The sequence below is a fragment of the Frigoribacterium sp. Leaf164 genome, from assembly GCF_001423665.1.
Classification (GTDB): domain Bacteria; phylum Actinomycetota; class Actinomycetes; order Actinomycetales; family Microbacteriaceae; genus Frigoribacterium; species Frigoribacterium endophyticum.
Genome location: NZ_LMOX01000001.1, coordinates 1,333,365 through 1,355,536 on the forward strand (window position 1 = coordinate 1,333,365; position 22,172 = coordinate 1,355,536).

A 22,172-nucleotide genomic window follows, 5' to 3' on the forward strand; every position below is an offset into this window, starting at 1 on the left:
CACGTACACGGTGCCGTCGTCGTCGACTCGGCCCCAGGGTGCCCGATCGTCAGTAGCCACTGTCATCCCTTGCTGGAGGTGCTCGTCGCGGCGCTCAGGACGAGCCCCCGCGATGGGTGCCCAGCCTATTGCACGAGGAGGCGCGGAGGACTACTCCAGGGAGGCGGACGTGATGGTGGTCGGGACGACCGGCGCGCCGTCCGTCTCGCTGGTGCCCGGCGTGAGGCCGGCGTCGGTGACGTTCGCGGTCAGCTGGTCGAGGCCGCTCGTCACCCGGCCCACGACCGTGTACCCGCCGGTCGAGGCGTCGAGGTAGGTGTCGCCGTAGGTGACGAAGAACTGGGTCGACTGCGAGTCGGGGCTCTCGCCCCTGGCCATCGCGATCGTGCCCGCCGGGTACAGGCCGTCGGACGGCACGTTCTCGAGCGGCCCGAAGGTGAAGCCGGCGTCGCCCGTGCCGTCGCCGTTCGCCGAGCCGCACTGGAGGAACTCGGCGGAGTCGGCGTCGCTCATGCGGTGGCAGCTCGTGCCGGTGTAGAAGCCCTTCCGCACCAGGTCGACCAGCACGGAGGTCGCCTGCGGCGCCGCGGCGCCGTCGAGCTCGACGCCCAGCTGCACGTCGTCGTTGAGGTCGAACTGCCCCGTCCAGGTGCGCCCCTCGGCGATCTCGGCGCTCGGGACGTCGCCGGTGCCGGTCGCCTCGGCCGTCGACGAGGCGCTCGGCGAGGGGGTCGACGCCGCCGTGCCGGGGTCGTCCTGGCCCCACACCACCTGCGTGAGCACGGCGAGGCCGACGACGACCACCACGGCCACGACGGCGAGGACGTCGTCGCGGCGGCGCCGGGCGACCTGGGCGGCGTGCACCTGCTGCCGGGCGGTGTACCGCCGCAGCCTGTCGCGGGACTCCCGGTCGTTCTTCGTCGCAGCCACGCGTGTCCTCCGTGCTCGGTCGTCGCTCGGCCCCGTGCGGACGAGCTCGTGCGGTGGGATCGACTGTATCGGGGCGGACGGCGGCGCCGACGACCGCTCCCGTGTCGGGGGCCCGGTCTAGCATGGGTGCCCATGAGCCCGCTCCCGCAGAGCTCGACCCCACTCGCGGTCCGCATGCGCCCCACCAGCCTCGACGAGGTCGCCGGCCAGCGGCACCTGCTGCGGCCCGGCTCGCCACTCGTCACCCTCGCCTCCGACACCACGGGGGAGCAGGGCGCAGTCTCGGTCATCCTCTGGGGCCCGCCCGGCACGGGCAAGACGACCCTCGCGCAGGCCATCGCGCACAGCTCCGGCAGGCAGTTCATCGAGCTGTCCGCCGTCACCGCGGGCGTCAAGGACGTCCGTCAGGTGATGGAGAAGGCGCTGACGAACCGGGACCTGTACGGCACGACGACGGTCCTCTTCCTCGACGAGATCCACCGCTTCACGAAGGCGCAGCAGGACGCCCTGCTGCCCGGGGTCGAGAACGGCTGGGTCATCCTCATCGCCGCGACCACCGAGAACCCCTCGTTCTCGGTCATCACGCCCCTGCTGTCGCGGTCGCTCCTCCTCACGCTCGAGCAGCTGAGCGACGACGACCTCGGCGACCTCGTCCGTCGCGCGGTCCACGACCCCCGGGGCCTCGACGACCGGGTCGTCCTCGACGACGAGGCGCTGTCGACGATCGTCCGGCTCGCGTCCGGCGACGCCCGTCGGGCGCTGACCGCGCTCGAGGCGTCCGCCCACGCCGCGACCGCGACGACGGCCGAGCTCACCGCCGCGGGCGCCGCGACCGAGGAGGTCGACGCCGACGCCGACTACGACCCCGACGCCGAGTACGGCGACGACGGCGACGGGGGCGACGGCCGACCGGTCATCACCGCCGAGACCGTCGCCCAGTCGGTCGACCGCGCCCTGCTCCGCTACGACCGCAACGGCGACGAGCACTACGACGTCATCAGCGCGTTCATCAAGTCCGTCCGTGGCTCCGACGTCGACGCCGCGCTGCACTACCTCGCCCGGATGATCGAGGCGGGGGAGGACCCTCGCTTCATCTGCCGGCGCATCATCGTCTCCGCCTCGGAGGACATCGGGATGGCCGACCCGAACGCGCTGACGGTGGCCGTCTCGGCGGCGACGGCCGTGCAGATGATCGGCATGCCGGAGGGGCGCATCCCGATGGCCGAGGCCGTCGTGTACCTCGCCACGGCGCCGAAGTCGAACCGCTCGTACAGCGCCCTGGACGCCGCCATCGCCGACGTCAGGGCGGGAGGCGCCGGCCCCGTCCCGAAGCACCTCCGAGACGCGCACTACCCCGGGGCCCGCCGCCTCGGGCACGGCAAGGGCTACAAGTACGCGCACGACTCCGAGTTCGGCGTGGTCGAGCAGCAGTACCTCCCCGACGAGATCGTCGACCGCACCTACTACGACCCCACCTCGAACGGCAACGAGCGCGACGTCGCCGCCCGGCTCGAGAAGCTGCGCCGCATCACCCGCGGCCGCTGACGCCCGAGCGCGACTCGCCGCCTCGGTCCTGTCGCGCAGCCGCAGCCGCTCCTGTATGCTCGTGGGGTTGCCTAGAACTCGGGTGTCGATGCGCGGCTGCTGAAGACGTCCCCGAGAGAGGTGCGACGACCTGTAGCCGGTCGCCACCGCGGCACTCACCCCTCTTGTTACGCCTGCCGGCGCTCGCGCGCTGGGCCGGCCCTCCATGATCCACGACAAGAACAGGACGACCGTGTCGACCAAGTCACGTACCCGCAGCAAGACCCGTCTCTCGCGTGCCCTCGGCATCGCGCTGACCCCCAAGGCCGCCCGCTACCTCGAGAAGCGTCCCTACGCTCCCGGCGAGCACGGCCGCACCAAGCGCAAGACCGACAGCGACTACGCCGTCCGTCTCCGTGAGAAGCAGCGCCTGCGTGCCCAGTACGGCATCCGCGAGGCCCAGCTCCGCATCGTCTTCAACGAGGCCCGCAAGGCCTCGGGCCTGACCGGTGAGAACCTGGTCGAGCTGCTCGAGACGCGTCTCGACGCCCTGGTCGTCCGTGCCGGCATCGCCCGCACCACGGCCCAGGCCCGTCAGATGATCGTGCACCGTCACATCCTCGTCGACGGCAAGCTCGTCGACCGCCCCTCCTTCCGTCTGAAGGAGGGCCAGATGATCCACGTCAAGCCCAAGAGCGAGAAGATGGAGATCTTCCAGGTCTCCGCCGCCGGTGGCCACGTCGACCTCCTCCCCAAGGTGCCCGCGTACCTCGAGGTCGAGATCGACAAGCTGCAGGCCCGCCTCGTGCGTCGCCCGAAGCGCGCCGAGGTCCCCGTGACCTGCGAGGTCCAGCTGGTCGTCGAGTACTACGCCGCCCGCTAGCACCTGCTCCACAGCGACTCCGGAGGGAGCGCGCCGCTCACGTGGCGCGCTCCCTTCGTCGTCCCCGGCGGCCCGGGGCCCGCGGCGGCGGGACCGCCCGCCGCAGGCCCCGTGCCCGACCGCCCGACCGTTCGAAGTAAGCTGACGTGTCGACCCGCGCCGTCCCGGCGCAGACCCGTGAGGAGCACCCGTGAAGAGCCTGATCCTGCTGTCCGTCGGCGTCGCCCTCGGGCTCGGCATCGCTCACCTCGCCGTCCGCACGGCCGGGGGGCAGCGCCTCCTCGACGACATCGACGGCAGCGTCACCTCGTTCCGCGCCGCGGTCGTCGACGGCTACAAGACCCGTGAGGCCGAGCTGCGCTCGGCGACCGACCCCACGACCGAGGGCTGACCCGGCCGGGGCCCCGCGCCTCCTCGTCCGCCCCCGCACATCACCGCAGCACCCCTGGGAGAACCATGCAGACCGCAGAGATCCGCCGCCGTTGGCTCGAGTACTTCGGTGAGCGAGGCCACACCGTGGTCCCGTCCGCCTCCCTGGTCAGCGACGACCCGTCGCTGCTCTTCACGGTCGCCGGCATGGTGCCGTTCATCCCTTACCTCACCGGCCTCGTGCCGACGCCCTGGCCCCGGGCCACCAGCGTCCAGAAGTGCATCCGCACCAACGACATCGAGGAGGTCGGCAAGACGCCGCGGCACGGCACCTTCTTCCAGATGAACGGCAACTTCTCGTTCGGCGACTACTTCAAGGACCGCGCGATCGAGTACGCGTGGGGGCTGCTGACCTCGAGCGAGGCCGACGGCGGGCTGGCCTTCTCGCCGGACGACCTCTGGGTGACCGTCTACGAGGAGGACGACGAGGCGATCGAGCTCTGGAAGCGCATCGCGGGGCTGCCCGACGAGCGGATCCAGCGCCTCGGGAAGGACACGAACTACTGGCACACCGGCCAGCCCGGCCCCGCCGGCCCGTGCTCCGAGATCTTCTTCGACCGGGGCCCGGCCTACGGCGTCGACGGCGGCCCCGCCACCGACGACGACCGCTACGTCGAGATCTGGAACCTCGTGTTCATGCAGTACCAGATCGAGAACGTGCGCTCGAAGGTCGACTTCGACATCGTGCGCGAGCTGCCCGCGAAGAACATCGACACCGGCATGGGCCTCGAGCGTGTCGCGTTCCTCAAGCAGGGCGTCGACAACATGTACGAGATCGACCAGGTCCGCCCCGTGCTCGACGCCGCCGCGGAGCTGTCCGGCCGCCGCTACGGGGCCGTGCACGACGACGACGTCCGCATGCGGGTCATCGCCGACCACGTGCGGAGCGCGCTCATGCTGCTCTCCGACGGCGTCCGTCCGTCGAACGAGGGCCGCGGCTACATCCTGCGTCGCCTGCTCCGCCGCGCCGTGCGGTCCATGCGCCTGCTGGGCGTGGAGGGGGCCACCTTCCCGGTGCTCTTCGCCGCCTCGCGGGACGCCATGAAGGCGGCCTACCCCGAGGTCGAGACCGACTACGACCGCATCTCACAGCTCGCCGTCGGCGAGGAGGAGACCTTCCTCCGCACCCTGTCGGCCGGCACCGACATCCTCGACATCGCCGTCGCCGACACGAAGCGCCGCGACGAGGGCTCCGGCTCCCCGCGACTCGCGGGCGACACGGCCTTCCTCCTCCACGACACCTTCGGCTTCCCGATCGACCTGACGCTCGAGATCGCGGAGGAGAACGGCCTGACGGTCGACCGCGAGGCCTTCGACCGCCTCATGAGCGAGCAGCGGGCCCGCGCCAAGGCCGATGCGAAGTCGCGGAAGACCGCCCTCGCCGACCTCAGCGTCTACAGCGCGTTCCGTGCCCACGGCGAGACCGTGTTCACGGGGTACGACGTGCTCGACACCGAGTCGACCGTCCTCGGCATCATCGTCGACGGTGCCTCCGTCGACCGTGCCGTCGCGGGCGACATCGCCGAGGTGATCCTCGCGGAGACCTCGCTCTACGCGGAGTCCGGCGGGCAGGAGGCCGACGCCGGCAGCATCGTCGGCACGGGCTTCGACCTCGAGGTGCTCGACGTGCAGAAGCCGGTCAAGGGCCTCATCAGCCACCGCGTGCAGGTGCGCTCCGGCGAGGTCGGCGTCGGGGACGCCGCCACGAGCGTCGTCGACCCCGTGTGGCGCCGCGGCGCGACGCAGGCGCACTCCGCGACCCACCTCGTGCACGCGGCGCTCCGCGAGGTGCTCGGGCCGGAGGCGCACCAGGCTGGCTCGTACAACAAGGCCGGCTACCTGCGCCTCGACTTCAACTGGAACCAGGCCCTCAGCCCCGCCACGCGGTCCGAGATCGAGGAGATCGCGAACCGTGCCATCCGCGACGACCTCCAGGTCGTCACCCGCGAGATGCCCCTCGACGAGGCCCGGGCGATGGGCGCCATGGCCCTCTTCGGCGAGAAGTACGGCGAGACCGTGCGGATGGTCGACATCGGGGGCCCGTGGTCGCGGGAGCTCTGCGCCGGCACCCACGTCTCGACGAGCTCGCAGGTCGGGCTCGTGAACCTCGTGAGCGAGACCTCCGTGGGCTCGACCAACCGCCGGGTGGAGTCGCTGGTCGGCCTGGACGCGTTCCGCGAGTTCGCGTCGGAGCGCGCGATCGTGGCCCAGCTCACGTCGTCGCTCAAGGCGCCGCGCGAGCAGCTGCCCGAGCGCGTGGGCGACCTGGTGGCGAGCCTCAAGGCCGCCGAGAAGCGGATCGCGGAGTTCGAGTCCGCCCAGCTCGCGACCCGGGTGCCCTCGCTCGCGGCGACGGCCGCTCCGGTCGGCGAGCTGACCGTCGTGGCCGAGGACGTCGGCGCGCTGCGCACCACCGACGAGCTGCGGTCGCTCGTGACGTCCGTGCGCGAGCGACTCGGCTCCTCGTCCTCGTCCGTCGTCGCCCTGGCGGCCGACGTGCAGGGGAAGCCCGCCGTCATCGTCGCCACGACCGACGGGGCTCGTCGGGCCGGCGTGAAGGCGGGCGCCCTGGCTCGCGCGGCCGCGGGCGTGCTCGGCGGCGGGGGAGGCGGCAAGGACGACCTCGCGCAGGGCGGCGGCTCCGACGTGGCCGCCGTGCCGGCGGCGCTGGCCGGCATCGTCGCGGCCCTCCGGGGCTGAGGGTGCGTCGCGGGGTGCGGCTCGGCGTCGACGTGGGCCGTGCCCGCATCGGCGTCGCCCGCACCGACCCGGACGGCATGATCGCGACCCCGGTCGAGACCGTGCCGAGGGCGGCGGACGGCACCGCCGACGTCGACGCCATCCTCGCCCACGCCGCCGAGGCGTCGGCCTTCGAGATCATCGTGGGCCTGCCGTTGTCGCTGTCGGGCGGGGACACCCCGTCCACCACCGACGCGCGCGACTTCGCCGCCCTCCTCGCGGGCCGCAGCGGCGTCCCGGTCCGTCTCGTCGACGAGCGGTTGTCCACCGTCAGCGCACAGGGAGCACTGCGGGCCTCCGGGCGCAAGGGCCGTCGACAACGATCCGTCATCGATCAGGTCGCCGCTGTTATCATCGTCCAGCACGCGCTCGACCTCGAGCGGTCGAGCGGTCGCCCGCCCGGTCACCTCGTGGGCGCACCCGGCCCCGACGACGGCGCCGGGGCCCTCCCCGCACCCGACGAAGGACGATGACCGTGGCCGACGATCCCCAGTGGGACGACCTCTTCGCGTCGCCCCCGCAGTCCGACCCTCCTCGCGGCGCCGACGGCGGCCGCGCCTCCGCCGGTGCCCGCCGAGCCGGGGTCGCCACCGCCGAGCCCGCCGAGGAGGTGCCGGCTGCCTCCCGTCGTGAGCAGCGCGACCGGGAGCGCTCGCCCCGGGGTCGTGAGAAGCGCCCTCGCGGCAGCAGGAAGGGCGGCATCGTGCTGCTCGTGGTCCTGCTCGTCGTCGTGGGCGGCGGCGCCGCGGGCGTCGCCGCGGCGTGGGGTGCCGTGTCGCCCCTGATCGAGAAGCTCCAGGGCGAGCCCGCCCCCGAGGACTTCTCCGGCACCGGCAACGGCACGGAGGTGCAGTTCGCCGTGACCAGCGGCGAGAACGGCTCCGACATCGCGACCAACCTCAACGACGCCGGCGTCACGAAGAGCTACCAGGCCGCCTACTCGCTCATGCTCGCCGACCCCACCATCACGTTCCAGCCCGGCAGCTACACGCTGCAGCAGGAGATGAGCGCCGCCTCGGCCCTCGCCGCCCTGCAGGACTCCTCCAACCGGGTCACGGACCGCGTCGTCATCCCCGAGGGGACGGCCGCCGTCGACGTGTACACGCTGCTCGCCGACGCCACGGGCATCCCGCTCGACCAGGTCCAGGCCGCGGCCGCCGACCCCGCGTCGTTCGGCCTCCCCGCCGAGGCGACCAGCCTCGAGGGCTGGCTCTTCCCGGCGACCTACGAGCTCGACCCCGGCCTCGACGCGCGGGGCTACCTGCAGCAGATGGTCGACACGATGAAGGAGCGCCTCGCGGCCGCCGGCGTGCAGCCCGCCGACCAGCAGCGCATCGTCGTCTTCGCCTCGCTCATCCAGCGCGAGGCGGGCCTCGCGGCCGACTACCCGAAGGTGGCCCGGGTCTTCCAGAACCGCCTCGACCAGGGGATGCTGCTGCAGTCCGACGCGACCGTCGCCTACGGCACCGGCAACACGCACCGCGTGACGACGACGGACGCGGAGCGCGGCGACGCCGACAACCCCTACAACACGTACCAGCACGAGGGCCTCCCCGTCGGCCCCATCTCCAACCCGGGCGACCTCGCGATCGACGCGGCCGTCGCCCCGGCCGACGGCTCCTGGCTCTACTTCGTCACGACGAACCTCGACACCGGCGAGACGGCGTTCTCGACGACGTTCGCCGAGCACGAGGAGGCCGTCGCCGTCTGGCAGGCCTGGATGCGCGAGCACCCCGAGTACCAGTAGGCCCACGGCCGCGCCGTGCCCGCCGTCCGTCCTCCCCCCCCCGGGGCGGCGGGCGGCGGACGGCCACGTCCTCGGCCTGTGCGAGGATTGCCGCATGCTTCGTTGGTTGACCGCAGGGGAATCTCACGGCCCCGAGCTCATCGCCGTCCTCGAGGGGCTGCCCGCGGGCGTGCCCGTCTCGATGGACGCCGTCCGCACCGACCTCGCCCGGCGGAAGCTCGGCTACGGCCGCGGCTCGCGCATGAAGTTCGAGCAGGACGAGCTGGCCATCTCCGGCGGCGTCCGCCACGGCCTCACCATGGGCAGCCCGGTCGCCCTCCGCATCGGCAACACGGAGTGGCCGAAGTGGGAGGAGGTCATGAGCCCGGAGCCCGTCGAGGTCAGCGACGCGTCCCGCGGGCGCAGCGCCCCGCTCACGCGGCCCCGTCCCGGCCACGCCGACCTCGTGGGCATGCAGAAGTACGGCTTCGACGAGGCCCGCCCCGTGCTCGAGCGCGCGAGCGCCCGCGAGACGGCCGCGCGCGTCGCCCTCGGCGCCGTGGCGCGCTCCTTCCTCGCCGAGCTCGGCGTCGAGCTCGTCAGCCACACGCTCTCCATCGGCCCGGTCCGCGTGCCCGAGGGCGCCGACCTGCCGCGACCGGGCGACGTCGACCGGCTCGACGACGACCCCCTCCGCTGCTTCGACCCCGCCACCTCCGCGCTCATGGTCGACGAGGTCGAGTCCGCGAGGAAGGACGGCGACACCCTCGGCGGCGTGGTCGAGGTGCTCGCCTACGGCGTGCCGCCCGGCCTCGGCTCGCACGTGCACTGGGACCGCCGGCTCGACTCCCGTCTGGCGGCCGCCCTGATGGGGATCCAGGCCATCAAGGGCGTCGAGGTCGGCGACGGCTTCGAGACGACGCGTCGCCGCGGCAGCGTCGCGCACGACGAGCTGCACCGCCAGGGCGGCGTCATCTCCCGCGACACCGACCGTGCCGGGGGCACCGAGGGCGGCATGAGCACCGGCACCGTCCTCCGCGTCCGCGCCGGCATGAAGCCCATCGCCACCGTCCCCCACGCCCTCGCGACGATCGACGTCGCGACGGGCGACGAGAGCAAGGCCCACCACCAGCGCTCCGACGTCTGTGCCGTGCCCGCCGCCGGCGTCGTCGCGGAGTCGATGGTCGCGCTCGTCCTGGCCGACGCGGTGCTCGAGAAGTTCGGCGGCGACTCCCTCGCCGAGACCTCGCGCAACCTCCGGGCCTACCTCGAGTCCATCCCCGAGACCCTCCGCACCGAGGCGGCGGCCTCCGGATCGTGACCGGCGCCCCGGAGGGCACGGCGTCGGGGCCTCCGGCCTCCGGGGCTGGGCCCGTCGTGCTCATCGGCCCGATGGGCGCCGGCAAGAGCAGCATCGGGAAGAAGCTGTCCCGGCGGCTCCGCCTCCCCTTCGTCGACACCGACCGCGTCGTCGTCCGTCGGCACGGGCCCGTCGCGGAGATCTTCGCCGTGCACGGGGAGCCCCGGTTCCGGGAGCTCGAGCACGACGTCGTCGCCGAGGCGCTGACGAGCCCCGGCGTCGTCTCGCTCGGCGGGGGAGCGGTCCTCCACCCCGACACGCGGGAGCGGCTCGCCGCGACGACCGTGGTGCTCCTCACGGTCACGCCCGAGGCGGTGGAGGCGCGGATCGCCGGGTCCGCCCGCCCGCTCCTGCAGACCGGCGGCATGGCCGCCTGGCGCGCGATCGCCGACGAGCGGGCGCCCCTGTACCGATCCCTGGCCGACGTCGAGCTCGACACGTCCGACCGGCCCGTCTCGACCGTGGTCGACGACATCGTCGTCTTCCTGGCCGGGCGCACCGACCACCAGACCGAGAGGCCCGCATGAGCGACACCCGCCCCCACGACAGCGCCCCCCAGGACAGCGCCCTCCAGGGCGACTCCGCCCGCCACGACGACGACTCGACGACGATCCGCGTGGGCGGCGACGCCCCCTACGACGTGGTGCTCGGTCGGGGCGTCGCCTCGCGCATCCCCGCGCTGTTGCCGAGCGGCACCGCCAAGGTGCTGATCGTCCACGCGCCCACGCTCGGCCGGAAGGCCGGCGAGCTGCGCGAGAGCCTCGTGGCCGCGGGCTACGAGGCCCTCATCGCCGAGGTCCCCGACGCCGAGGACGCCAAGCGCGTCGAGGTGGCGGCCTTCTGCTGGCAGGTGCTCGGCCAGGCGGACTTCACGCGCACCGACGCCGTGATCGGCCTCGGCGGCGGCGCCGTCACCGACCTCGCGGGCTTCGTCGCCGCGACCTGGCTCCGGGGCGTCGCGCTCGTCCAGGTGCCCACGACCGTCCTCGGCATGGTCGATGCCAGCCTGGGCGGCAAGACCGGCATCAACACGGCCGAGGGCAAGAACCTCGTCGGCGCCTTCCACGCGCCCCTCGCCGTCGTGGCCGACCTCGACATGCTCGACACCCTCGGCCGCAACGAGATCCTGGCCGGGTTCGCCGAGGTCGTGAAGGCGGGCTTCATCGCCGAGCCCGAGATCCTCGACGTGATCGAGGCCGACGTCGACCGGGCGGTCGACCCGACGACCCCGGAGTTCCGGCGGGTCCTCGAGCTGGCCATCGGCGTCAAGGCGCGCGTGGTCGCGGCGGACTTCACCGAGCAGGGGCTCCGCGAGATCCTGAACTACGGGCACACCCTCGGCCACGCCGTCGAGCACGCCGAGCGCTACCAGTGGCGGCACGGCGCGGCCGTCTCGGTCGGCATGGTGTTCGCCGCCGAGCTGGCCCGCCTGAGCGGACGGCTCAGCGACGAGGTCGTCGACCGTCACCGCCGCATCCTCGAGTCCCTGACCCTGCCGACGAGCTACCCGCTCGGCCGCTGGAACACGCTGCTCGCGACGATGCAGCGCGACAAGAAGTCCCGGGCGGGCATGCTCCGCTTCATCGTCCTCGACGACGTCGCGAAGCCCACCGTCCTCACCGGCCCCGACGCGAGCCTGCTCTTCATGGCGTACCAGGAGATCGGCTCCTAGGCAGGCGCGTCCGCCCGTCGCCCTCCCCGCCGGGACGAGCGCGTCCGGTAGACTCGCTCGTCGGCCGGTCTCGGCCGCCTCACCAAGAACTCGGAACGGACCCCGCACGCATGGCGACCACCAACGACATCAAGAACGGCGCCGTCCTCAACCTGGACGGCCAGCTCTGGAACGTGATCGAGTTCCAGCACGTCAAGCCGGGCAAGGGCGGGGCCTTCGTCCGCACCAAGATGAAGAACGTCATGTCGGGCAAGGTCGTCGACAAGACGTTCAACGCCGGCACCAAGATCGACTTCGCGAACGTCGACCGCCGCGAGTACACGTACCTCTACGCCGAGGCCGACGGCTACGTGTTCATGGACACCAGCGACTACGACCAGATCAACGTCCCGGCGACGATCGTCGGCGACGCGAAGAACTTCATGCTCGAGAACCAGAACGTGCAGATGGCGCTCCACGACGGCACGCCCCTCTACATCGAGCTGCCCGCCAGCGTCGTCCTCGAGGTCACGTACACCGAGCCCGGCCTGCAGGGCGACCGCTCGACCGGCGGCACCAAGGCCGCGACGGTCGAGACCGGCTACGAGATCCAGGTCCCGCTCTTCCTCGAGACCGGCACCAAGGTCAAGGTCGACACGCGCGACGGCGGCTACCTCGGCCGCGTCGCCGACTAGTCGGCGCCGACAGCCTCCGTGAGCGCACGCACCAAGGCGCGCAAGCGCGCCCTCGACGTCCTCTACGTCGCCGACGTCCGACAGATCAGCATCAGCGACGCCCTGGTCGCCGAGACCACGCGGGCGATGGCCCAGCCCGAGCGCAGCTCCAGCTGGGGCTACGCCCGCGACCTCGTCCAGGGCGTCGTCGAGAACGGCTCCGAGATCGACGAGCTCATCGAGACATACTCGCAGGGCTGGCCCCTGAAGCGGATGCCCATCCTCGACCGGGGCATCCTCCGCATCGCCATCTTCGAGCTGCTCCACGCCGACGACGTGCCCGACCACGTCGCGATCAGCGAGGCGGTCGAGCTCGCCGAGTCGCTGAGCACCGACGACTCCGCCACCTTCGTCAACGGCCTGCTCAGCAGCGTCGCCGCCAGCCGCTAGGCTGGCGGCACCGCGTCGCGGCCTGCGGGCCGGGTCGCGACGCACCACCCCGACGTCCTTTAAATTCCGTCCCGAGAGGCGGGGAAGGAGGTCCGATTGAGCACCCGTACCGTGCTGAGTCAGGCTGACATCACGCGCGCCCTGACGCGCATCTCCCACGAGATCCTCGAGTCGAACCGGGGCCCCGACGGGCTCGTGGTCCTCGGGGTGCCGACGCGGGGCGTCGCCCTCGCCGAGCGTCTCGGAGCGACCCTCTCGTCGATCGCCGGCGTCGTCGTCCCGGTCGGTGCCGTGGACGTCACGATGTACCGCGACGACCTGCGGCGAAACCCGACGCGGGCGAGCCACCCCACGAGCCTCCCGCCCGGCGGGATCGACGGCGCGGTCGTCGTGCTCGTCGACGACGTGCTCTACTCGGGCCGCACCGTGCGGGCCGCCCTCGACGCGCTCAGCGCGCTCGGGCGACCGCGGGCCGTCCGCCTCGCCGTCCTCGTCGACCGGGGCCACCGCGAGCTGCCGATCCGGGCCGACTTCGTGGGCAAGAACCTGCCGACCTCCTCGTCGGAGCGCATCTACGTGCACCTGTCGGAGGTCGACGGCGACGACGGCGTCGCCATCGAGGGAGGCGCGGGCGACGAGCCCGGCACCGCCTCCGCCGGGCAGACCGGAGGGCCCACCTCGTGAGGCACCTCCTCAGCACGGCCGACCTGAGCCGCGACGACGCCCTCCGGGTGCTCGACGTGGCCGAGGACATGGCCGACGTCGCCACCCGGCAGGTGAAGAAGCTCCCCACGCTCCGCGGCACCACCGTGGTCAACCTCTTCTACGAGGACTCCACCCGCACCCGCATCTCGTTCGAGGCCGCGGCCAAGCGCCTGAGCGCCGACGTGATCAACTTCGCGGCGAAGGGCTCCAGCGTGTCGAAGGGCGAGTCCCTGAAGGACACCGCCCAGACGCTCGCCGCGATGGGAGCCGACGGCATCGTCCTCCGGCACCCCGCCTCCGGCGCCCCTCGCGTGCTCGCCGACAGCGGCTGGGTCGACGCCGGGATCGTCAACGCCGGCGACGGCACGCACGAGCACCCGACGCAGGCGCTGCTCGACGCCTTCACGATGCGTCGTCGCCTCCACGGCGCCGCCAGCCGCGGCCGCGACCTCGACGGGGTGGAGGTGCTCATCGTCGGCGACGTGCTGCACTCCCGCGTGGCCCGGTCGAACGCCTGGCTGCTGCGGACGCTCGGCGCCCACGTCACCGTGGTCGCCCCGCCGACGCTGCTGCCGGTCGACGTCAGCCGCTTCGGGGTCGACGTCCACTACGACCTCGACGAGGCCATCGCGGCCGTCCGGCCCGAGGTCGTGATGATGCTGCGCATCCAGCAGGAGCGGATGCACGAGGCGTTCTTCCCCAACGCCCGCGAGTACGCGCGCTCCTGGGGCCTCGGCGCCGCGCGGTTCCGCACGCTGCCGGAGACGACGATCGTCATGCACCCCGGGCCCATGAACCGCGGCCTCGAGATCAGCGACGAGGCGGCCGACTCGCCCCGCTCCACCGTGCGCGACCAGGTGACGAACGGCGTCGCCGTCCGCATGGCCGTGCTCTACCTGACCCTCGCCGGCGACCGGGAAGGGACCCCGTGACCACCACCTACCTGATCCGCTCCGTCGAGGCCCCGGACGGCGGCCGCACCGACGTCCTCGTCCGCGACGGCGTCGTGGCCGAGCTCGGCTCCGGGCTCAGTCACCTGGGCGCCCGGGTCGTCGACGGCGACGGGCTGCTCGTGCTCCCCGGTCTCGTCGACCTGCACACGCACCTCCGCGAGCCCGGCGGCGAGGGCAGCGAGACGGTGCTCACGGGCTCCCGCGCGGCGGCGGCCGGGGGCTACACGGCGGTCAACGCCATGGCCAACTCGTCGCCCGTGGCCGACACCGCCGGCGTCGTCGAGCAGGTCCAGGCCCTCGGCGACCGAGCGGGCTACGTGACCGTCCGGCCGGTCGGCGCGGTGTCGCAGGGCCTCGCCGGCACGCACCTCTCCGAGATCGGCACGATGGCCCGGTCGCGCGCCGCCGTCCGGGTCTTCTCCGACGACGGCCACTGCGTCTCCGACCCGCTGCTGATGCGCCGCGCCCTGGAGTACATCAAGGGCTTCGGGGGAGTGCTCGCGCAGCACGCGCAGGAGCCGCGGCTGACCCAGGGCGCGCAGATGAACGAGGGCGCCCTCTCCGCCGAGCTCGGCCTGGGCGGCTGGCCGGCCGTCGCGGAGGAGGCGATCATCGCGCGCGACGTGCTGCTCGCCGACCACGTCGGGGCCCGCCTGCACGTCTGCCACGTCTCGACGGCCGGCAGCGTCGAGGTGGTCCGCTGGGCGAAGTCCCGGGGCATCGCCGTGACCGCCGAGGTCACGCCGCACCACCTGCTGCTCACCGAGGAGCTCGTCTCGAGCTACGACTCGCGCTACAAGGTGAACCCGCCGCTCCGGCGGCAGGAGGACGTCGAGGCCCTCCGCGCGGCCCTCGCCGACGGCACCGTCGACATCGTCGCCACCGACCACGCACCGCACACCTCGGAGGCGAAGTGCTGCGAGTGGGACGCCGCGGCCAACGGGATGGTCGGCCTCGAGTCGGCCCTGTCGGTCGTGCACCGCACCATGGTCGAGACGGGCATGATCGGCTGGGCCGACGTCGCCCGCGTCATGTCCACGGCCCCGGCCGTGATCGGGCAGGTCGCCGGCCAGGGCCGCCCGCTCGCGGTGGGGGAGCCCGCCGAGCTCACGCTCTACGATCGAGGGGTGACCCGCACCTTCGGCCTCGAGCACCTCGCGGGCAAGAGCACGAACTCGCCGTACCTGGGCGAACGGCTCCCCGGGCGGGTCGAGGCGACCTTCCACCAGGGCTACGCGACCGTCCTCGACGGGTCCGTGATCGACGCCGAGTCCGTCGCCCGGTCCGCCGCCGAGGTCTCGGCTCGCGCCGTGCTGGCCGCGGGGGAGGCGACCGACCGGTGACCTACTGGCTCATCGGCGCCGCCGTCCTCGTGCTCCTCGGCCTCCTCATGGCCGCGATGGTCCGCGCCTGGCGCGCCCGCGGGCGACGACAGTCGGAGGTGCCCGCCCCCGAGCGCGCCCCCGGCGACCTCGGGCCCGCGAGCGTCGAGCGCGACGGGTTCTACGTCGCCACCACCCGGGCCGGCGACCCCCTCGACCGGATCGTCGTCCACGGCCTCGGCTTCCGCGGTCGCGCAGTCGTCTCCGTGCACCCCGAGGGCGTCCGGCTGGCCATCGCGGGCGAGCCCCCGGTGCTGATCCGCGCCTCCTCGGTCCGCGCCGTCGAGCGCGCCACCTGGGCGATCGACCGCGTCGTCGAGACCGACGGCCTCGTGGCGGTCACCTGGAGCCTCGGCGACACCGTCGTCGACACCTACCTGCGCTTCGCCGACGACCCCCGACCGGTCGTCGACGCCCTGCGCCCCCTCGTCCCCCCGGCCCCCGCGGCCGGCACCCCCACAGGAGAGAAGACCATTGACTGACGCGTCGAACACCCCCCGGGCCGTCCTCGTGCTCGAAGACGGGTCGCGCCACGTCGGCCGCGCCTACGGCGCCGTCGGGCGCACCCTCGGCGAGACCGTCTTCGCGACCGGCATGACCGGCTACCAGGAGACCCTCACCGACCCGTCGTACGCGGGCCAGATCGTCGTGATGACGGCGCCCCACGTCGGCAACACCGGCGTCAACGACGAAGACCCCGAGTCCCGCCGCATCTGGGTCTCCGGCTACGCCGTCCGCGACGCCAGCCGCGTCGTGTCGAACCACCGCGCCCAGGGCAGCCTCGACGACCAGCTCGTCGCCGACGGCGTCGTGGGCATCCGGGGCATCGACACCCGGGCCGTGACCCGTCGCCTCCGCGACGTCGGCTCGATGCGGGGCGGCATCTTCAGCGGGGCCGACTTCGACCTCGCCGACGACGAGCAGCTCGCCCTCGTGCGCGACTCGGCCGACATGCGCGGCCTGAGCCTGTCGAGCGAGGTCTCGACGACGGAGCGCTACGTCCTCCCGGCGGAGGGCGAGGGCGTCGGCACGGTCGCCGTGCTCGACCTCGGGGTCAAGACCTCGACCCTGCGCTACCTCGCCCAGCGCGGCTTCGAGGTGCACGTGCTCCCGCAGGACACGACACCCGAGCAGCTCCGCGAGCTCGCCCCCGACGCCCTGTTCTTCTCGAACGGCCCCGGCGACCCCGCGGCCAGCGACGCCCAGGTCGAGCTGCTCCGCGGCGCGCTGCGCGACGGGGTGCCCTACTTCGGCATCTGCTTCGGCAACCAGCTCTTCGGTCGGGCCCTCGGGTTCGACACCTACAAGCTGCCCTTCGGCCACCGCGGCATCAACCAGCCCGTGCTCGACAAGACCACCGGCCGGGTCGAGATCACCAGCCAGAACCACGGCTTCGCGGTCGACGCCCCGATCGAGGGCGTGCTCGACTCGCCCGCCGGCTTCGGCCGCGTCGAGGTCAGCCACTTCAGCCTGAACGACGAGGTCGTGGAGGGGCTCCGCGCCCTCGACATCCCGGCGTTCTCGGTGCAGTACCACCCCGAGGCCGCCGCGGGCCCGCACGACAGCAACCACCTCTTCGACCGCTTCCGCGAGGCGGTCGTCGCCCGGAAGTCCGGCCAGCCCGTCGACTTCGGCTCCGACCTGGAAAGCAGCAACTGATGCCCAAGCGCGCAGACATCAACTCCGTCCTCGTGATCGGCTCCGGGCCGATCGTCATCGGCCAGGCGGCCGAGTTCGACTACTCGGGCACGCAGGCCTGCCGCGTGCTCCGCGAGGAGGGCGTCCGGGTCATCCTCGTCAACCCGAACCCGGCGACGATCATGACCGACCCCGACTTCGCCGACGCGACGTACATCGAGCCGATCACGTCCGAGGTGCTCGAGGCGATCATCGTCAAGGAGCGCCCCGACGCGATCCTGCCCACGCTCGGCGGGCAGACGGCCCTCAACGCCGCCATCGCCCTCGACGCCGAGGGGATCCTCGCGAAGCACGGCGTCGAGCTGATCGGCGCCAGGGTCGAGGCGATCCAGAAGGGCGAGGACCGCCAGCTCTTCAAGGAGCTCGTGCTCGAGTCCGGAGCCGACGTCGCGAAGTCGTACATCGCGCACACGGTCGACGAGGCGATCGAGTACGCCGAGGACCTCGGCTACCCGCTCGTCATCCGCCCGTCCTTCACGATGGGAGGCCTCGGCTCGGGCTTCGCCTACACGCGCGACGAGCTCGTGCGCATGGTCACCGACGGCCTGCACCAGAGCCCCACCACCGAGGTCCTCCTGGAGGAGAGCATCCTCGGCTGGAAGGAGTACGAGCTCGAGATGATGCGCGACACGGCCGACAACACGGTCGTCGTCTGCTCGATCGAGAACGTCGACCCGGTCGGCGTGCACACCGGCGACTCGATCACCGTCGCCCCGGCGCTGACCCTCACCGACCGTGAGTACCAGAACCTCCGCGACATCTCGATCGACATCATCCGGCGCGTGGGCGTCGACACGGGCGGCTGCAACATCCAGTTCGCGGTCGACCCGACGAACGGCCGCGTCATCGTCATCGAGATGAACCCCCGCGTCTCCCGCTCCAGCGCCCTCGCGTCGAAGGCGACGGGCTTCCCGATCGCCAAGATCGCCGCGAAGCTCGCCCTCGGGTACCGGCTCGACGAGATCCCGAACGACATCACGAAGGTGACCCCCGCCTCCTTCGAGCCCACCCTCGACTACGTCGTCGTCAAGGTGCCGCGCTTCGCCTTCGAGAAGTTCCCGGCGGCCGACACCACGCTGAGCACGACGATGAAGAGCGTCGGCGAGGCCATGGCCATCGGCCGCAACTACGCCCAGGCGCTGCAGAAGGCCCTGCGCTCGCTCGAGAAGCGCGGGTCGAGCTTCCACTGGGAGGGCGAGCCGGGCGACGCGGAGGCGCTCCTCGCGCTGGCGCACACCCCCACCGACGGGCGCATCGTGACCGTGCAGCAGGCGCTGCGTGCCGGCGCGACGGCCGAGCAGGTGTTCGAGTCCACCGCCATCGACCCCTGGTTCATCGACCAGGTGGTCCTGATCAACGAGGTCGCCGACGAGGTCGCCGCGGCCGCGGAGCTGGACGCCGACCTGTTCGCCCACGCGAAGGACCACGGCTTCAGCGACGCCCAGATCGCGCAGCTGCGCGGCCTCGGCGAGCAGGAGGTCCGCGAGCAGCGCTGGGCGCTCGGCGTGCGCCCGGTCTACAAGACCGTCGACACCTGCGCCGGCGAGTTCCCGGCCCTCACGCCGTACCACTACTCGAGCTACGACGTCGAGACCGAGGTCGCCCCGAGCGACCGCCGCAAGGTGGTCATCCTCGGCTCCGGCCCGAACCGCATCGGCCAGGGCGTGGAGTTCGACTACTCGTGCGTGCACGCCAGCTTCGCGCTGAGCGACGCGGGCTACGAGACGATCATGGTCAACTGCAACCCCGAGACGGTCTCGACCGACTACGACACCAGCGACCGGCTCTACTTCGAGCCGCTGACCCTCGAGGACGTCCTCGAGGTCGTCCACGCCGAGTCGCAGAGCGGCGAGCTCGTCGGCGTCGTCGTGCAGCTCGGCGGCCAGACGGCGCTCGGCCTGTCGAAGGGCCTCGAGGCGGCCGGGGTGCCCATCCTCGGCACGACCCCCGACGCGATCGACTCCGCCGAGGAGCGCGGCCTGTTCTCGGCCATCCTCGACCGGGCGGGCCTCCTCGCGCCGAAGAACGGCACGGCGACCGACTACGAGAGCGCCGTCGCCGTCGCGGAGGAGATCGGCTACCCCGTGCTCGTCCGTCCGTCGTACGTCCTCGGCGGCCGCGGCATGGAGATCGTCTACGACAGCCCGTCGCTGGCCGACTACTTCGTCCGCGTGCAGGACGCGGCGATCATCGGGCCCGACGCGCCGCTCCTCGTCGACAGGTTCCTCGACGACGCGGTGGAGATCGACGTCGACGCGCTCTACGACGGCACCGAGCTCTACGTCGGCGGCGTGATGGAGCACATCGAGGAGGCCGGCATCCACTCCGGCGACTCGAGCTGCACGCTGCCCCCGGTCACGCTGGGCAAGGGCGAGATCGACCGCGTCCGCGAGGCGACCCTCGCGATCGCGCAGGGCATCGGGGTCTCCGGCCTGCTGAACGTCCAGTTCGCGATCGCCGCGGGCGTGCTCTACGTCATCGAGGCGAACCCCCGGGCCAGCCGCACGGTGCCCTTCGTCTCGAAGGCCCTCGGCATCCCCCTCGCGAAGGCGGCCTCGCTCGTGATGGTCGGCACGTCGATCCGCGAGCTCGTCGAGAGCGGCCTGCTGCCCGAGCAGGACGGCTCCGACGTGCCGCTCGACTCGCCGATCTCCGTCAAGGAGGCCGTCCTGCCCTTCAAGCGGTTCCGCACGAAGGAGGGGCAGATCGTCGACAGCGTGCTGAGCCCCGAGATGCGGTCCACCGGCGAGGTCATGGGCATCGACCGCGACTTCCCGCGCGCCTTCGCGAAGAGCCAGACCGCCGCCTACGGCGGGCTGCCCACGTCGGGCACGGTGTTCGTGTCGGTGGCCGACCGTGACAAGCGGGCCATCGTGCTGCCCGTGCTGCGCCTGCAGCAGCTCGGCTTCCGGATCCTCGCGACCGAGGGCACCGCGACCGTCCTCGTGCGCAACGGGATCGCGGCCGACACCGTGGCGAAGTTCAGCGCCGGCGGCGAGAGCGTCGTCGACCTGATCAACCGCGACGAGGTCGACATCGTGATCAACACGCCGAGCGGGTCCAGCGCGCGGGCGGACGGCTACGAGATCCGCGCCGCCACCGTCGCGGCCGACAAGGCGCTCTTCACGACGATCGCGCAGCTCGGCGCCGCCGTGGCGTCGATCGAGGCCGTGCACACCGACCTCGAGGTGACCAGCCTGCAGGACTACGGCATCGCCCGGGCCGCTCGCCGATGACCCCGACCGCGCCAGCGGCGCCCGCCCCCTTCGGCGACCGGCTCGCCGACGTCATGGCGAGCGTCGGTCCGCTCTGCGTGGGCATCGATCCGCACCCCTGGCTGCTCGACGAGTGGTCGCTGCCCGTGAGCGCCGCAGGCGCGCGGGAGATGGGCCTCCGCGTGGTCGAGGCGACCCGGGGAGGCGCGGGCATCGTCAAGCCGCAGGTCGCGTTCTACGAGCGGTGGGGCTCCGCGGGCTTCGCCGCCCTCGAGGCGGTGCTCGCCGCGGCCCGCGACGCCGGCCTGCTCGTCGTGGGCGACGCGAAGCGCGGCGACATCGGCAGCACCATGGACGCGTACGCCGAGGCCTGGTTCTCGCCCGACTCGCCCCTGCGCGTCGACGCGCTGACGGTGTCGCCCTACCTGGGCTTCGGGGCCGCGGCCGGCACGATCGCCCTGGCCCGCGCCTCCGGTGCCGGGGTCTTCGTGCTCGGCGCGACCTCGAACCCCGAGGCGCAGGGCGTGCAGCGCGCCGGCTCCGCCGGGGCGGACGGGCGCGTCGTCACCGTCGCGGGCGGTATCGTCGACCACGTGCTCGACGACAACCAGACCGCGGGGGAGACCCGCCTCGGCTCGGTCGGACTGGTGCTCGGCGCCACCGTCGACCTCGCCGCCACCGGCATCGACGTCGCGCGGCTGACCACGACGCCCGTGCTCGCCCCGGGCTTCGGCCACCAGGGCGCCCGGTACGACCAGCTGCGCAGCCTGTACGGCCCCGCGGCCGACGCCGTCGTCGTCTCGACGTCGCGGGGCGTGCTGTCGGCCGGCCCCTCGGGCGTGGCCGCCGCCGTGCGCCGCGACCAGGAGGAGGTCCGCTCGTGCCTCGCATGACCCCGCCCCCGGTCGACCGGGCCGCCGCCGCCCGTGCCGCCGTCGCCGCCCGTCGGGCCCGCGCCGCCGTCAAGGCGTCGATCGCGGAGCGTCGTCGATCGGCGCTCGACGTGGCCGAGTCGGCCTGGGCCGGCGAGGCCACCGAGCCCGAGGCGACGCTCCGCGTCCGCGAGCTCCTCACGAGCATCCCTGGCATCGGGCCGACCCGGGTCGCGCGCATCATGGCCGACCTCGGCATCGCCGAGTCCAAGCGCGTCGGCGGCCTGGGCGTGCGGCAGCGCCGCATCCTCGGCGACTGGCTCGCGCACCGCGAGGCGAAGGGCCGGCAGCGGTCGCGCCTCGTCGTCCTCGCGGGCCCGACCGCGGTGGGCAAGGGCACGGTGTCGTCGTACATCCGCGACAACTACCCCGACGTGCACCTCTCGATCTCCGCGACGACGCGCTCGCCCCGCCCCGGCGAGGTCGACGGCGTGCACTACTACTTCGTCGACGACGCTGAGTTCGACCGCATGATCCGCGAGCGGGAGCTGCTCGAGCACGCCGTCGTCCACAACTCGTACCGCTACGGCACGCCGCGGCCGCCGATCGACGCCGCGCTCCAGGAGGGCCGGAGCGTCCTGCTCGAGATCGACCTCCAGGGGGCGCGCCTGGTCCGGACGGCGATGCCGGAGGCGGTGCTCGTCTTCCTGCTGCCGCCCACCTGGGACGAACTGGTCCGCCGTCTCATCGGCCGCGGCACGGAGGACGCCGCGGAGCAGCAGCGTCGCCTCGAGACCGCCAAGGTCGAGCTGGCCGCCCAGGACGAGTTCGACGTCAAGGTCGTGAACCACGACGTGGCAGAAGCGGCTCGTGAGGTCGTAGACTTGATGACTGCGTCCTGACCAGGCCGCCCCGCGCCTGACCGGCGCCACGATCTCCCGCCCCGGCCCCGGCCGCGGCGGCACCGCCACACGCAGCACC

Annotated in this window: 20 protein-coding genes; 19 read left to right on the forward strand and 1 reads right to left on the reverse strand. The window is 72.8% G+C overall.

All coding sequences use genetic code 11. The features are described from left to right. Nucleotides 1–150 precede the first annotated feature (150 nt). Nucleotides 151–930, reverse strand: coding sequence for a peptidylprolyl isomerase (locus tag ASF82_RS06000; RefSeq protein ID WP_056054662.1), 780 nt, complete (start codon nt 928–930; stop codon nt 151–153). 132 nt (nt 931–1,062) lie between these two features. On the opposite strand from ASF82_RS06000, the gene ASF82_RS06005 reads away from it, so the two are divergent. The 19 genes from ASF82_RS06005 to gmk all read left to right on the forward strand — a co-directional run bounded on the left by ASF82_RS06005 (nt 1,063) and on the right by gmk (nt 22,093). Further along, nucleotides 1,063–2,475 carry a replication-associated recombination protein A gene (locus ASF82_RS06005; RefSeq protein WP_082514460.1) on the forward strand — a complete coding sequence of 471 codons (1,413 nt, stop codon included), beginning with the start codon at nt 1,063–1,065 and terminating at the stop codon, nt 2,473–2,475. Nucleotides 2,476–2,707: 232 nt separating this feature from the next. Beyond that, nucleotides 2,708–3,337, forward strand: a complete 630-nt coding sequence (gene rpsD, locus ASF82_RS06010; RefSeq protein ID WP_082514352.1) for a 30S ribosomal protein S4 — start codon at nt 2,708–2,710, stop codon at nt 3,335–3,337. 190 nt (nt 3,338–3,527) lie between these two features. Next, complete coding sequence (locus ASF82_RS06015) at nt 3,528–3,728, forward strand: hypothetical protein (RefSeq protein ID WP_056054671.1); 201 nt, start codon at nt 3,528–3,530, stop codon at nt 3,726–3,728. A 65-nt stretch (nt 3,729–3,793) separates the two neighbouring features. Beyond that, the gene (gene alaS, locus ASF82_RS06020) at nt 3,794–6,466 is read left to right on the forward strand and encodes an alanine--tRNA ligase (RefSeq protein WP_056054673.1); all 2,673 of its coding nucleotides are present in this window, start codon (nt 3,794–3,796) and stop codon (nt 6,464–6,466) included. 2 nt (nt 6,467–6,468) lie between these two features. Then, on the forward strand, nt 6,469–6,978 hold the full coding sequence (ruvX, locus tag ASF82_RS06025; RefSeq protein WP_056054677.1) for a Holliday junction resolvase RuvX: 510 nt from the start codon (nt 6,469–6,471) through the stop codon (nt 6,976–6,978). Between the two features lie 2 nt (nt 6,979–6,980). Next, nucleotides 6,981–8,252 carry an endolytic transglycosylase MltG gene (gene mltG, locus ASF82_RS06030; protein ID WP_162240259.1) on the forward strand — a complete coding sequence of 424 codons (1,272 nt, stop codon included), beginning with the start codon at nt 6,981–6,983 and terminating at the stop codon, nt 8,250–8,252. Nucleotides 8,253–8,346: 94 nt separating this feature from the next. Further along, entirely contained in the window at nt 8,347–9,552 is a 1,206-nt protein-coding gene (gene aroC / locus ASF82_RS06035; RefSeq protein ID WP_056054680.1) for a chorismate synthase, read from the forward strand. Between the two features lie 71 nt (nt 9,553–9,623). Next, nucleotides 9,624–10,118, forward strand: coding sequence for a shikimate kinase (locus ASF82_RS06040; RefSeq protein WP_056055899.1), 495 nt, complete (start codon nt 9,624–9,626; stop codon nt 10,116–10,118). Then, nucleotides 10,115–11,263 (forward strand): 3-dehydroquinate synthase, encoded by a 1,149-nt coding sequence (aroB, locus tag ASF82_RS06045; protein WP_082514354.1) that lies wholly within the window; start codon nt 10,115–10,117, stop codon nt 11,261–11,263. Before ASF82_RS06040 ends, aroB begins: the two co-directional genes overlap by 4 nt. A 110-nt stretch (nt 11,264–11,373) precedes the next feature. Beyond that, on the forward strand, nt 11,374–11,937 hold the full coding sequence (gene efp, locus ASF82_RS06050; protein WP_056054683.1) for an elongation factor P: 564 nt from the start codon (nt 11,374–11,376) through the stop codon (nt 11,935–11,937). A gap of 18 nt (nt 11,938–11,955) precedes the next feature. Next, nucleotides 11,956–12,366 (forward strand): transcription antitermination factor NusB, encoded by a 411-nt coding sequence (gene nusB, locus ASF82_RS06055; protein ID WP_056054687.1) that lies wholly within the window; start codon nt 11,956–11,958, stop codon nt 12,364–12,366. 96 nt (nt 12,367–12,462) lie between these two features. Further along, the gene (gene pyrR, locus ASF82_RS06060) at nt 12,463–13,050 is read left to right on the forward strand and encodes a bifunctional pyr operon transcriptional regulator/uracil phosphoribosyltransferase PyrR (RefSeq protein WP_056054690.1); all 588 of its coding nucleotides are present in this window, start codon (nt 12,463–12,465) and stop codon (nt 13,048–13,050) included. Then, nucleotides 13,047–14,003 carry an aspartate carbamoyltransferase catalytic subunit gene (locus tag ASF82_RS06065; RefSeq protein WP_056054693.1) on the forward strand — a complete coding sequence of 319 codons (957 nt, stop codon included), beginning with the start codon at nt 13,047–13,049 and terminating at the stop codon, nt 14,001–14,003. Before pyrR ends, ASF82_RS06065 begins: the two co-directional genes overlap by 4 nt. Then, entirely contained in the window at nt 14,000–15,367 is a 1,368-nt protein-coding gene (locus ASF82_RS06070; protein ID WP_056054695.1) for a dihydroorotase, read from the forward strand. Before ASF82_RS06065 ends, ASF82_RS06070 begins: the two co-directional genes overlap by 4 nt. Beyond that, nucleotides 15,364–15,888, forward strand: coding sequence for a hypothetical protein (locus ASF82_RS06075; RefSeq protein WP_056054698.1), 525 nt, complete (start codon nt 15,364–15,366; stop codon nt 15,886–15,888). Before ASF82_RS06070 ends, ASF82_RS06075 begins: the two co-directional genes overlap by 4 nt. Beyond that, a complete protein-coding gene (gene carA, locus ASF82_RS06080; RefSeq protein ID WP_056054701.1) occupies nt 15,881–17,065 on the forward strand; it encodes a glutamine-hydrolyzing carbamoyl-phosphate synthase small subunit in 1,185 nt (394 codons plus the stop codon). Before ASF82_RS06075 ends, carA begins: the two co-directional genes overlap by 8 nt. Next, nucleotides 17,065–20,340, forward strand: coding sequence for a carbamoyl-phosphate synthase large subunit (gene carB, locus ASF82_RS06085; protein ID WP_056054703.1), 3,276 nt, complete (start codon nt 17,065–17,067; stop codon nt 20,338–20,340). Before carA ends, carB begins: the two co-directional genes overlap by 1 nt. Then, nucleotides 20,337–21,212, forward strand: coding sequence for an orotidine-5'-phosphate decarboxylase (pyrF, locus tag ASF82_RS06090; protein WP_056054706.1), 876 nt, complete (start codon nt 20,337–20,339; stop codon nt 21,210–21,212). The genes carB and pyrF overlap by 4 nt, the downstream gene beginning before the upstream one ends. Continuing rightward, the gene (gmk, locus tag ASF82_RS06095) at nt 21,209–22,093 is read left to right on the forward strand and encodes a guanylate kinase (RefSeq protein WP_056054710.1); all 885 of its coding nucleotides are present in this window, start codon (nt 21,209–21,211) and stop codon (nt 22,091–22,093) included. The genes pyrF and gmk overlap by 4 nt, the downstream gene beginning before the upstream one ends. Nucleotides 22,094–22,172 lie beyond the last annotated feature (79 nt).

Bases quoted from the DNA above. Each gene is read 5' to 3' on its own strand.
- ASF82_RS06005 (WP_082514460.1), top strand. From the start codon at position 1,063: ATGAGCCCGCTCCCGCAGAGCTCGACCCCACTCGCGGTCCGCATGCGC.
- alaS (WP_056054673.1), top strand. From the start codon at position 3,794: ATGCAGACCGCAGAGATCCGCCGCCGTTGGCTCGAGTACTTCGGTGAG.
- carB (WP_056054703.1), top strand. From the start codon at position 17,065: ATGCCCAAGCGCGCAGACATCAACTCCGTCCTCGTGATCGGCTCCGGG.
- aroC (WP_056054680.1), top strand. From the start codon at position 8,347: ATGCTTCGTTGGTTGACCGCAGGGGAATCTCACGGCCCCGAGCTCATC.
- efp (WP_056054683.1), top strand. From the start codon at position 11,374: ATGGCGACCACCAACGACATCAAGAACGGCGCCGTCCTCAACCTGGAC.
- aroB (WP_082514354.1), top strand. From the start codon at position 10,115: ATGAGCGACACCCGCCCCCACGACAGCGCCCCCCAGGACAGCGCCCTC.
- ASF82_RS06040 (WP_056055899.1), top strand. From the start codon at position 9,624: ATGGGCGCCGGCAAGAGCAGCATCGGGAAGAAGCTGTCCCGGCGGCTC.
- pyrF (WP_056054706.1), top strand. From the start codon at position 20,337: ATGACCCCGACCGCGCCAGCGGCGCCCGCCCCCTTCGGCGACCGGCTC.
- gmk (WP_056054710.1), top strand. From the start codon at position 21,209: ATGACCCCGCCCCCGGTCGACCGGGCCGCCGCCGCCCGTGCCGCCGTC.